This is a genomic window from Mycobacterium sp. 852014-52144_SCH5372336, from assembly GCF_001665615.1.
In the GTDB taxonomy this organism is placed as follows: Bacteria; Actinomycetota; Actinomycetes; order Mycobacteriales; family Mycobacteriaceae; genus Mycobacterium; species Mycobacterium neumannii_A.
Window position 1 is genome coordinate 86,492 of the sequence record NZ_LZSW01000055.1, and the last position, 12,941, is coordinate 99,432.

Annotated in this window: 6 protein-coding genes; all 6 read left to right on the forward strand. The window is 60.6% G+C overall.

Annotation, left to right across the window (positions count from 1 at the left end; all coding sequences use genetic code 11):
* Positions 1-72: 72 nt before the first annotated feature.
* The 6 genes from A5759_RS17440 (at position 73) to A5759_RS17470 (ending at position 12,785) form a co-directional block, all read left to right on the forward strand.
* Positions 73-3,483 carry a helicase-related protein gene (locus A5759_RS17440; RefSeq protein ID WP_068199838.1) on the forward strand — a complete coding sequence of 1,137 codons (3,411 nt, stop codon included), beginning with the start codon at positions 73-75 and terminating at the stop codon, positions 3,481-3,483.
* The gene (locus A5759_RS17445) at positions 3,483-6,245 is read left to right on the forward strand and encodes a DUF1156 domain-containing protein (RefSeq protein ID WP_068199839.1); all 2,763 of its coding nucleotides are present in this window, start codon (positions 3,483-3,485) and stop codon (positions 6,243-6,245) included. The genes A5759_RS17440 and A5759_RS17445 overlap by 1 nt, the downstream gene beginning before the upstream one ends.
* A gap of 1 nt (position 6,246) precedes the next feature.
* Positions 6,247-9,612 (forward strand): Swt1 family HEPN domain-containing protein, encoded by a 3,366-nt coding sequence (locus A5759_RS17450; RefSeq protein WP_197506097.1) that lies wholly within the window; start codon positions 6,247-6,249, stop codon positions 9,610-9,612.
* 34 nt (positions 9,613-9,646) lie between these two features.
* Positions 9,647-10,744, forward strand: coding sequence for a DUF262 domain-containing protein (locus A5759_RS17455; protein ID WP_068199840.1), 1,098 nt, complete (start codon positions 9,647-9,649; stop codon positions 10,742-10,744).
* Positions 10,745-10,823: 79 nt separating this feature from the next.
* Positions 10,824-12,052, forward strand: a protein-coding gene (locus tag A5759_RS17465; protein WP_085975380.1) for an IS3 family transposase whose coding sequence is annotated in 2 segments (ribosomal slippage) — positions 10,824-11,136 and positions 11,136-12,052 — 1,230 coding nt in all. Because the reading frame shifts where the segments join, the coding sequence is not laid out codon by codon here.
* Positions 12,053-12,089: 37 nt separating this feature from the next.
* Positions 12,090-12,785 carry an MAE_28990/MAE_18760 family HEPN-like nuclease gene (locus A5759_RS17470; RefSeq protein WP_156616964.1) on the forward strand — a complete coding sequence of 232 codons (696 nt, stop codon included), beginning with the start codon at positions 12,090-12,092 and terminating at the stop codon, positions 12,783-12,785.
* The last annotated feature ends 156 nt before the right edge of the window (positions 12,786-12,941 follow it).

The following is a 12,941-nucleotide window of genomic DNA, read 5'->3' on the forward strand; positions in this document are numbered from 1 at the left end:
TTCGCGGACTACCCCCGATACTGTCGGAGGGGTCGACTAGCGTGGGCCGGCTATCGACGGGGAGGACAAACAGTGCTGCTGGAAGAGCTGAAGCCTGGCTTGCGCATCGACGGGCTGATCCCGTCCCAGGTAATCACGGTGATCTTTGCCCAATGGCACGGCACCGACGCGCTGGAGCTGACTTACAAGACCAACGACGGCGCACTCGGTCAGCAGGTCGTGTTCCGCCAGGACCAGGACATCCTCACCGTCGCCCAGACCGGCAGCCGCGCGTTCGATGCCAACGCCACCGACTTCAAGATGGTTGCGGAGGCGCAGCGGATCACGCTGGCGGGCCTGTTTGACCCCATGCTGGCCGTGGCGACCAGCGATGTCCGGCCGCTCCCCCATCAGATCCGTGCGGTCTACGGCGAGCTTCTCCCCCGCACTCCGCTGCGCTTCCTGCTCGCCGATGACCCCGGCGCCGGCAAGACCATCATGGCCGGCCTCTACATCAAAGAGCTGCTGCTGCGCGACGACGTGCGTCAATGCCTCATCGTCGCCCCCGGCGGCTTGGTCGAGCAGTGGCAAGACGAGCTGTTCTTCAAGTTCGGGCTGCGGTTCGACCTGCTGACCAACCAGCTCATCGACGCCAACGTCAACTTGAACGTCTTCGAGACCAACCCGCTATTGATAGCACGGATGGATCAGCTTTCGCGCAACGAGGAGCTACAGGCCCAGCTCGCAGAAACCGAGTGGGATCTGATCATCGTCGACGAGGCCCACCGCATGGGTGCCCACTACTTCGGCGGCAAGCTGGAGAAGACGAAACGGTTCCTGCTCGGTGAAATGCTCGGGCGCATCACACGGCACCTGCTGCTGATGACCGCGACGCCGCACTCCGGCAAAGAAGAAGACTTCCAGCTCTTCCTCACGTTGCTCGACCGCGACCGCTTCGAGGGTAAGAACACCAAGACCGCCAACACCGACGGCATCATGCGCCGCATGGTCAAGGAAGACCTTCTGACGTTCGAGGGCAAAAAGCTGTTTCCCGAACGCCGCGCCGAAACCGTGCCCTACGAGCTCACCGAGCTGGAGTACTCGCTGTATGCAGAGGTCACCGACTACGTGCGCGAAGGCATGAACCGCGCCGACCGGGTGGGCGGCAAACGAAAGAACACCGTCGGGTTCGCATTGACCGTGCTGCAGCGTCGCCTGGCATCCAGCCCCGAAGCCATCTATAGGAGCCTCGTTCGGCGCACCGAGCGCCTGGAGCGCAAAAAGCTGGAAATCCTCAACGGCACCTACACCGATAGAGAACCCACCATCGACTTCGAGGGCCTGGACGCCGACGACTACAACTCCGAACAGATCGAGGAACTCGAAGAGGAACTGCTCGACGCTGCCACCGCTGCTCAAACCGTCGAGGAACTCGACGCCGAACTCCTCGAACTCGCAGAGCTGACGACCGTTGCCAAGCAGGTCCGCGACTCCGGCACCGACCGCAAGTGGACGGAGCTCAGCCGCATCTTGCAAGACGAAGCGCTGACCGTCGACGCCAACGGGTGGCCTCGCAAGCTCATCATCTTCACTGAACACCGCGACACTCTTGATTACCTCGCTGGCCGCATCCGGGCCTTGATCGGCAAGCCCAACGCCGTGCAAGCCATCCACGGCGGGGTGCGCCGCAAGGAACGGCGCATGATCACCGAAGAGTTCACCAAGAACCGCGACTGCCAGATCCTGCTGGCCACTGATGCCGCCGGCGAAGGTCTCAACCTGCAAGCCGCCCACCTGATGGTCAACTACGACCTACCGTGGAACCCCAACCGCATCGAACAACGCTTCGGCCGAATCCACCGTATCGGCCAAGAAGAAGTCTGCCGGCTGTGGAATCTTGTTGCCAGCAACACCCGCGAAGGCGCAGTCTTCGAACGCCTGCTGGAAAAGATCGAAGAACAGCGGAAGGCGTACGGCGGCAAGGTCTTCGATGTTCTCGGTGAAGCTTTTGCCGATACTCCTTTGCGTGACCTGCTAATGGATGCGATCCGCTACGGCGACTTGCCCGAAGTGAGGGCGAAGATGCACGAGGTGATCGACCACAAGGTGGCCGATGGACTGAAAGAGTTGCTCGACGAACGAGCGCTGGCCTCGGATCACCTCGCCGACGCGGATCTCGCCAAGCTTCGCGCCGCCATGGACGAAGCACGTGCCCGCCGTCTACAACCGCACTACATCGAGCTCGCATTCAAGGCCGCGTTCACCCGGCTTGGTGGCCGCATCGCCAAACGCGAACGCGGCCGCTACGAGATCGCCAACGTCCCAGCACAAATCAGGGCCAGTAAGTACCAGCCCATCGCGACCAAGTACGACCGAGTCGCCTTCGATCTGGAACACGTGCACTCCGAGGAACTGACACGCGCCGACCTGCTCGCACCAGGACACCCGCTTCATGACGCGGTGATGGACGAAGCAATCCGGCATTTCGGCGGCACTCTCCACAGCGGCACGGTGCTCGTATCGGCAACCCTGGACGAACCCCATCTACTTGTCGGAGTCGTCGAAGAGGTCGCCGACGCCACCGGTGCCGCAGTGTCCCGCCGATTCGGCTACGCCTTCGTCGATAGCCTCGGCACCGTGACGTCCGCCGGCCCGGCGCCGTACCTAGATTGCGTCGCTGCGCCCGACATCCCGGCCGTAGCCGAGGCACGACGGTCTCCTTGGCTTGCCGAAGCCGAGGATCGCGCAACCAGCTGGATCATCACCACCCAGCTGCCTGAGTACCTCGCCGAGGTGCAACCACGCCGTGCGGCCGAACTCGCCAAGGCTCGAGAGCTTGTCGTTAAACGGCTTGAAGGAGAACGTGATCGGCTTCTCTTGAACGCTGCCGTTGCAGCCGAGAAAGAACGTGCTGGCGAGAAGCCGAAAGAGTCTGCCGAGAGCCTCAACCGGAAAGCGGTCGAGCTTGACGCTCGTCTGCGCAAACGCCTTGAGCTGCTCGACAAGCAGGCCTTGATGTCGACCAAGCCGCCGCGCATCATGACCGCCGCACTGGTACTTCCCGTTTCCATGGTGGACGGCGAGTTGCCGGCGTCTGCACCTATCCACGCCAAAGAGACCAAAGAGGTCGAGCGCCGAGGTGTCGATCTGGTGATGGCAACGGAACGAGGACTTGGCCGTACACCGGTCGAACAGGCGTTTAATAACAAGGGATTCGACATTCTGTCCTCGGATGCCGGCGGTGACACCTACCGCATCGAGGTCAAAGCCCGACTCGACGGTGCAACCGACTTCTTCGTCACGCACAACGAAGTCATGGTCGGCAAGAACGCAGTACCGCGCTACCGGCTCGCTTTGGTCAAGGTTGACCCCCGAGGGTCAACCCATGACGAAGTTCATTACCTCGGCAACCCATTCGCATCGACCGACCTCGGTGATTTCGACGCCACTGGTGTCCGCGGTGATTGGAACAAGATGTGGAACAAAGGAACTGAACCATTCTGATGACTTCTGACAATCACCCGCCGAAGCGCAAGCTGATCGAAGTGGCTCTTCCTTTGGAAGCGATTAATCGCGCGGCAGCAGACGAGAAGGCTGTTCCCCGCAGAGGACACCCAGCAACACTTCACCTCTGGTGGGCCCGACGCCCACTGGCAGCGGCTCGGGCTGTTCTGTTCGCACAGCTCGTAGACGACCCCAGCGCACGACCAGACGAATTCCCCACTGAGGAAACTCAGCGGATAGAACGTGAACGGCTGCACGGAATCATCAAGCGGCTCGTTAACTGGAGCAACACCGGCGATACCAAGCTGTTCGCAGAAGCCCACCGGGAAATCCTGAAGTCGGCATGCGGAAATCCACCGTCCGTCCTAGATCCATTCGCCGGCGGCGGGACCATTCCACTAGAGGCGCAGCGCCTAGGCCTCAAAGTGATCGCCTCCGACCTCAACCCAGTACCCGTTCTCATCAACAAAGCGCTCATCGAAATTCCGCCCAAATTCCATAACCAACCGCCGGTCGCTCCCGGCCTCGCTGATTCCGAGATCCAAGACTGGAGCGGCACAAGTGGTCTTGCTGCTGACGTAGCCGAGTATGGAACCTGGATGCGCAATGAGGCTTCGGCGCGAATCGGTCATCTCTATCCAAAAATCGAGGGACGCACCGTCGTTGGTTGGATTTGGACACGAACTGTCACGTGCCCCAACCCAGCGTGTCAGATTGAATTGCCACTTGTGCGGTCATGGTGGCTGGGCAAGAAGAAGGGCAAAGAGACCTACGTGCTGCCCGTCATCATTAACGACCCTTCGCACCCATCCGGGATGCGAGTCAAGTTCGAGATTGGCATGGGGCTAGACGGGGCCCCTACCAGCGCCTCCGACGGAACAGTTACTCGCACAGGCGCCGTTTGCGTGGCATGCCAGTCGCCCGTGAATCTCAAATATGTACGAGCAGAGGGCGCCGCAGGCCGGATGGGCCAGCGGATGATGGCAGTGGTTGCTGAGGGAGTTCGATCCCGGCTATACCTCGCACCTGACGACTTGCAGATCGATGCGGCCCAGGCAGCAGAACCGACGAATGTGCCAGACGCGCAGATCCCTGATCAAGCTTTAGGTTTCCGAGTCCAAGCCTATGGCATGACAAAGTGGTCTGACCTGTTCACTCGTCGACAACTTGTCGCGCTCACCACATTCAGCGACCTAGTAGGCGAAGCTCGTAGTCGCGTTATCGCAGATGGAGGAAGCGACGAGTACGCCGACGCAGTTGCGACCTATCTAGGGTTTCTGATGTCGAAGTTGGCCGACTGGTTGTCAGCATTCTGTTCATGGATGGCGCCAGTAGAGAAAGTCCGAGACACGTTCGCACGCCAAGCGATCCCTATGGTTTGGGACTTTATGGAGATCAATCCGTTCTCCCATTCTGTTGGCAACGCGTCTGCTCACTTCGAGTGGATCGTGGCAGCGATCAAAGCTCTCCCCAGCACTTCGAACGACGCCACCATTCGGCAGGGTGACGCGAAGGACCTCATCACACAAAACGCCGTGATCTCGACCGATCCGCCCTACTACGACAACATCGGGTACTCCGACCTGTCTGACTACTTTTATGTTTGGCTGCGACGAACCCTGAGGGATGTCCACCCTGACGTCTTCGGGACACTGCTTGTACCGAAATCGCAGGAATTGGTCGCAAATCCCTTCCGTCACAATGGTAAAGACGGAGCGAAGCGATTCTTCGAGGACGGGTTCAGGGACGTCTTTGCATCGGCACGGGTGTCGGCCAACCCGGATTACCCAATGACCGTCTACTACGCGTTCCGCCAATCAGAAATCAACGCTGAGGGCGCATCCTCAAGCGGATGGGAGACGCTTCTCGAAGGAATGATTCGCTCAGGTTGGGAGATCACTTCCACGTGGCCAATGCGAAGCGAACGCGGAGGACGCATGATCAGCGTAGGCACGAACGCGCTCGCCTCGTCAATTGTGCTTTCGCTACGGCCGCGTTCTGAGAATGCAGCCACCATTGATCGTCGCGGCTTCATTGGGGCGCTGGAGGCTGAGTTGCCCGGGGCGTTGCGCAGGCTTCAGCAGGGTCAAATAGCTCCAGTCGACCTGCCCCAGGCGGCGATTGGGCCGGGTATGGCGGTATTCAGCCGTTACAGCGCCGTCCTGGAGCCTGACGGCAAGAAAATGACCGTTCGATCGGCACTCTCGCGAATTAACGAGATCCTCGATCGCGTTCTCAACGAACAGGAGGGCGACTTCGATTCGACATCTCGGTTCGCGATTGCGTGGTACCGCCAACACGGGTACGGCCTGGGGAAGTTTGGCGACGCCGACAACCTAGCTCGCGCACGGAACACCAGCGTTGACACCTTGGACCGTGACGAGATCCTGACCTCGCGCGCGGGCAATGTCCAACTCACCAAGCCCGCGAGCCTTAATTGGGACTATGACGTGATTGCCGACCAACACACCAGTACCTGGGAAGGCCTCCATCATCTGATCAAAATTCTCGAGCGCGACGGCATCGCGCCAGCCGGCGGGTTTCTGAGGCAGGCCTTGAGCCGAGCGGACGGCGCAGTTGATGCCGACCTAGTGAAGGAGTTGGCCCACTTGTTGTTCCGTATCGCTGAGTCCAACGGGTGGGTAAAGGACGCTTTGAGCTTTAACAGCTTAGTAACGATATGGCCCGAGATTCTCGATGTTGCACGGAACGAGAGTCGGCCGGTAGACGCCCAAGGCTCACTCGACTTCGAGGAGGACTGACATGGCGCTAAGCAACCGTGACCGCATCGACCGCATGTTCCAGACGATGGCACCCCCGCTCGATGACTTCATCGCGTCGGTTATCGGCCAGGGGGATCCAGCTCTCGGAGCGGCCTGGACGAAGCTGGTTCAACTCAAGGACGGGAAGAAGGGCGCGCCGTCGGACAAGACCTACAACCCGCTCGACCCTCAGGTCCAGTTCCGCATCCTCACCGAAACGAACATCACCAACGGTTTCAAGCCGGGTTGGTACCCGTTCAGCAAGACACTGGGCAAAGCCGGGGAGTCCTTCGCGATCGAACTCCGCGAAGTCCGCAACACGTGGGCCCACAACGGCACCTTCAGCGATGACGACGCCTACCGCGCGTTGGACACCGGCGAGCGACTGCTCAAGCTCATCGGTGCGGCCAAGGAAGCCGACGATGTTCACGCCATCCGCCTCAACTTGCGCCGCGTGGCCGCCGACAAGGACGACAAGAAAACGCTCAAAGCCGCCGTCGACAACCCCGAGGCCGCCGGTCTCAAACCCTGGCGTGAAGTGCTGCCGCCCCACCACGACGTCGCGACCGGAAACTTCGCCGCCTCCGAGTTCGCCGCTGACCTCTATAAGGTCGCCTTCGGCGGTGAACAAGATTCCGGCTACGCCGATGCGGTCGAGTTCTTCCGCCGCACTTACCTCACTGAAGGATTGACCGACCTCGTCGGCCGCGCAGTCCGCCGGCTTTCCGGCGACGACAACGCACCGCCTGTTATCAACCTGCAGACCAACTTCGGTGGCGGCAAGACACATTCGATGCTCGCACTGTGGCACGTCGCCGCAGGGCTACCCGTCGGGCAGTTCCCCCAGGAAACCCAGGAACTGCTGACCAAGAACGGCTACACCGGTGCCAAGGTCAACCGGGTCGCCATCGTCGGCAACCACTTCAGCCCGGCCGGCACGGCCAAGGACGACGGCACCCACGTCAACACCATCTGGGGCGAGCTCGCCTGGCAACTCGGAGGCGCCGAGGCCTACGCCCTGGTCGCCAAGGCCGACGGAGACCGCACCACACCCGGGGAGGCGCTCCACGACCTGCTCGCGGAGTACTCCCCCGCGGTCATCCTGATCGACGAATGGGTCGCCTACGCCCGCTCGCTCGTCGGCCGCGACGATCTGGCCGGCGGTACCTTCGATGACCAGTTCACCTTCGCGCAATCCCTCACCGAGGCGGCAAAGGGCACTTCAGGTGTTCTGCTGGTCATCTCCATCCCCGCGTCGGAAACTGGGGACGATTCCGACAAGATCGTGGCCGGCAATGCCGAAGAAGTCGGTGGCGCGCACGGCCTCGAAGCGCTCAAACGACTGCAGAACGTCGTGCGTCGCGTCGCTGAACAATGGCGACCGGCCTCATCAGCCGAGGCCTATCAGATTGTCCGACAGCGCCTCTTCGTCCAACCTGACGGTGCTGCACTCGCCTCCATCGGCGCCACCGCACGGGCGTACGTCGACATGTACCGCAAGTACGCCGACGATTTTCCGCGCGAATCCCGCGACAGCGCATATGAAGACCGCATCAAGAGGACCTACCCAATTCATCCGGAGTTGTTCGACCGGCTTTACGAAGAGTGGTCTTCGCTGGAGCGCTTTCAGCGCACCCGCGGCGTCCTGCGGTTGATGAGCACCGTTATTCACGCGTTGTGGACCGGTGAGGACGCGTCGCCGTTGATCATGCCCGGGTCCATCCCGCTGGCCACAGCCAATGTGAACGCCGAACTCACCCAGTACTTGCAGGATTCCTGGAAAGCCATCATCGACGCGGATGTCGATGGGCCAACCTCCGAACCTACGCGGATCGACAAGGAGAAGCCCGTCTTCGGTCAGCGGTCGCTGACCAAGCGGCTGGCCCGCACGGTGTTCTTCGGCGCCGCACCCACCATCGGGTCGGCTCACAAGGGCCTCGAAACCCAGCGGGTTTTCCTAGGCACAGCTGTCCCGGGTGATGTGCCTGGGAACTTCCATTCCGCGCTCACCCAGCTTGGCGACCGAGCCACCTACTTCTACTCCGGGTCTGGCAAGTACTGGTATGACCTGCAGGCCAACATCACCCGAACCGCCAAGGATCAGGCGGAGCGACTGCACAAGGAAGATGTCTGGGCCGAGATCGCCCGTCGCCTGCAAGGGCAGGCGAAGACTCGTGGCGACTTCGCGGGTGTGCACGTGTGTCCCGAATCGAACGCGGATATCCCTGACACCGACGAAGCCCGACTGGTCGTCCTGCATCCGAAGGTTGCACACAGGCGCGGATCGGACTCAGCTGCTAAGGCGTTCACCCAGAAGGCAACCGAGCAGCGAGGCACCGCCAATCGGATCAACCGCAACATGCTGGTGTTCTTGGCCGCCGACGAAGCGCGACTGGACGAACTCGATGTCGCTACGCGGGACTACCTCGGCTGGTCGCACGTGTTGGCCAATGAGGCCGACCTGGATCTCACCCAAAATCAAAAGAATCAAGCGTCCACCCGGCAAGCGCAGGCCGACCAGACGGTTAAGTCTCGTCTGCTGCAGACGTTCACGTGGGCACTGGTCCCGTCACAGCCTGATGCGAGCGCTCCATTCGTTGTGCGCGAAACAAAGGTCGAAGGCCAAGCCGAGTCGCTGGCTGAGCGGGTCTCTCGCCGGCTCGGCAACGACGGTGATCTGTCGGTTCGCCAAGCCGCGGTGACGATTCGCCTCGCCATCAATAAGGTGCCACAGATCTGGAAGGACGGGCACGTCACCCTCGGCTCGCTGTGGGGGCTGTATTGCCAGTACCCGTACATGCCGCGGCTGCGGGATCGGCGCGTTCTGGAGGAGGGCGTCCTCGACCTTCCGATGATTTGGGAGACCGACGCGTTTGCCCTGGCGTCGGGGATCGACGCTGCCACAGGACGGTTTGTCGGACTCTGGATCCCAGGAGACAGCAATTCAGCTCCTCCTCCGGCGGACACGCTGCTCTTGGTGCGTCCCGACGTCGCGACCCATCAACGACAGCACGAGAAACCAGCAGAAACGGGTCACGACGACACCGACACTGAAACCAGCAGGGACACCGGGACGGCAACTGGGACTGGGACGAGCATCGGAACGGGAACCGGCCCCGGCCCAATCGATATCGCGTTCACGCGGTTCTATGGAGTCAAGACGCTCAGCTCGGACAGGATCGCGATGGACTTCAAGAACATTGCCGATGAGGTGATCGCCAACCTTCGGGAACAGGGCATCAACCTGGTCGTAAAGATCGAGATCGAGGCCGTCGATTCAACCGGCTTTGACGAGAACAAGATCCGCACGGTGTCGGAGAACGCGAAGACGCTGAAGTTCGACCAGTCGGGGTTCGAGAAGGAGTGAGGCAATCGCCCAGAAGGATACAAGAGGGGAAATAGTGGGCCTTCAAGAGCAAATCGAAACAAGAGCAAAAGAGATCCACACCGACGGGTACGGGATGTCTATCGGCGAAGTCTTATCGATGTATAAGGACGGTGACCTGGACATCCACCCAGAGTTCCAGCGGATATTCCGGTGGAGCATGGAACAAAAGTCTCGGCTGATCGAGTCCATCCTACTTGGAATACCGATCCCACCAATATTCGTCTCGCAGCGAGACGACGGGGTCTGGGATGTGATCGATGGTGTTCAACGATTATCGACGATTCTTCAGTTCGTAGGTTCGTATCGTGACCACGAAGATAAGCTCGTCAAGCCGGAGCCGCTTCTCGCCACAGAGTATCTTCCAGACCTCGAGGGCTACCGCTGGCAAAGCGAGTCCGAAGGTGACAGGGCTTTCACCGCATCAATGCAGCGCGATTTCAAGCGGTCGAAGTTGGAGTTTCGGATAATCCGAAAGGAATCCGATAAAAATGCGAAATATGATCTCTTCCAACGATTAAATTCGGGTTCACAGCTCTCACCACAAGAGGCAAGAAACTGTTTGCTCGTGATGCTAAACCCTGAGATGTATTCGGAGTTGGATCGTCTATCTCAATCCGATACCTTTACAAATTCCGTGCCACTCTCTGATCAGAAAGAAAATCAAGCTTACAGGCAAGAATTGGTCCTTCGCTTCTTCCTGCAACGATCCTACCAAGGCAAAGACTCGGAGCTGCGGATTGAGTACGGCGAATACCTGACCGACTGGCTGAGGCACATAGCGGTTCGAGCAGATTGGGGCACCGAGATCGACGCTTCCGTGTTTAAGGCCTGCTTTGGAGCGATCGAACATGCGCTCGGCGAAGACGCTTTCCGCCGATTCGACGGAGATCGACACTTAGGGCCGTTCTCAATCTCGGGCTACGAGTTCATAACGTCGGGATTAGCGGCCAACATTGATCGTTGGCAAGGTAGGCCCCAAGCTCTCCGCGCAAAGATAGAAGCGGTATGGAGTGCGCCAGAATTTCGTGAGAATTCGGGCACGGGAGTGAGCCCGAGACGTCGGGTTCCCCGCCTTATATTGCGTGCCCGAACCTTCTTCGCTCAGGACTAGCGTCGTGGGGACTTGACCCCGTGTGTTGGACACGCTCAATCCCAGGAATGTGCTGGGGGAAGCGAGATGATCCAACCCGATGGCAAGGAAAAATTACCCCGATGAGTTCAAGCGTGACGCGGTCGCGCTCTACCGGGACACCGAGGGCGCGACGATCGCCCAGATCGCTGCCGAGCTCGGTGTCAGCGAGGCCACGCTCTCGGCGTGGTGCAAGTCGGCCGGGGTGCCGATTCGGCACCGCCGCGGTGTCGTAGTGGCCGAGCCTGTGCCAGGGGCCGAGAGCCCTGAGCAGGAGCTGGCCCGCCTCCGCAGTGAGGTCAAGGCGTTACGCGCCACCGAGGCGCGGTTGTCCACCGAGCGTGACATCTTGCGGTCGGCGGCCAAATATTTCGCCGGGGAGACGAACTGGTGAGCCGCTTTCAGTTTGTCGCCGACCACCTGCACGCCTTCGAGGTGAAGTGGCTCTGCGCAGTCGTCGAGGTTGCGCGTTCGTCGTTCTACGCGTGGTTGGCCGGTGCTGACGGACGAGCGGCCCGTCGGGCTGCTGACGAGGCGCTGGCCGAGCGTATCCGCGCCGTCCACGACGAGGACAACACCTACGGGGCGCCGCGGATCACCGCCGAGCTCAACGACGGTGCGCCCGAGGGGCAGCGGGTCAACCACAAGCGGGTGGCTCGGGTGATGCGCGGCGCCGGGATCGCCGGTTATCGACGCCGACGTCGGGTCAAGACGACCGTGGCGGACCCGGCGAACCAGAAGGTCCCCGACCTGCTCAAACGCGATTTCACCGCCGCGCAGGTCAACACCCGTTACGTCGGCGACATCACCTACTTGCCATTGGCGACCGGCGCCAACCTGTACCTGGCCACCGTGATCGACTGCTGTTCACGGCGGGTCGCCGGGTGGGCGATCGCCGATCACATGCGCACCGAACTGGTCATCGATGCGCTCAAAGCCGCTGCTGCACTGCGGGGTTCACTGGCTGGTGCAATATTCCATGCAGATCATGGAAGTCAGTACACCTCACGGGATTTCGCGAATCTCTGCCGCGATCTGGGGGTCGTCCAGTCGATGGGTGCGGTGGGGTCAAGTGCCGATAACGCGTTGGCCGAATCGTTCAACGCCGCCCTCAAGCGCGAGATTCTGCAAGACCGTGCCTGCTGGCCGGACGCGGCGATCTGCCGCCGTGAGGTCTTTCGGTGGCTGGCCCGCTACAACACCACACGACGGCACTCCTACTGCCGTCATTCCAGCCCCGCGACCTACGAAAGGAACCTGACACCGGCTACGCTGCCCGAAGCCGCATAACCACAAATCCCGTGTCCACTACATGGGGGCAAGGCCCGTGGCCGTTCGGACCATCAACGAATTGCAGGATGCACTCGATTCCACGCTCTCATGGCGGCGAGTCGAACTCAGTGCACTCAAGGGGATGATTGAGCAGCACGAATCTAGGTCCCAAAGCCTACCTGCAGGAAGGAGTTTGCGCCGTGCGGGCATCGCGATGCTCTACGCCCACTGGGAGGGATTTACGAAGGAGAGCCTCCAGGCGTACGTCGATTTCCTAGTGCGGCGGCGCCCCAAACTAGCGGAGTTAAACGATGGCTTGCTTCAAACTGCACTATTGCACGCCCTCCGTCGGGCTGACTCAGGTGATGACGCCGCCAAGCAGGCACTTATTGACGCTGTGAGGAAAGGTGGTGAAGTCCGCTCCCAACTCCCGAAAGCGCACATGGTGAACACTCAGTCGAATCTTAGATCGGCAGTTCTGATGCGTTTGCTTGAGGATTTCGGTCTGGACGCCGCAGCATTCGAACTTCGTGAGCAGCTGATCGACCGACGCCTTTGTGATATACGTAACTCCATCGCGCACGGACGCGATGCGTGTCCAGCCATCGGCGAATTTACAGAGTTGCACGCGGAGGTAATCGGCATGATGGAGGAGATACGCGACCTGGTACTTTCCGCAGCTCGGACGGGTTCCTACAAGACCGTCAGTGCCGCCGCAAACGACCCAGCATTCGGCAGTACCAATCAGTAATCTTACTGTTGCTTAGAAGCGATGGCCTCATCGGCTTCGTCGCGATTCGCTGCAAAATCACGACGTCGCGCATTTCAACCAAGCGCTGCACTGCAGTTTAATTGCACATGTTGGCAGCGTTCGTCTGCAAAGCGACACTGCGACCGGCGTCCAGGA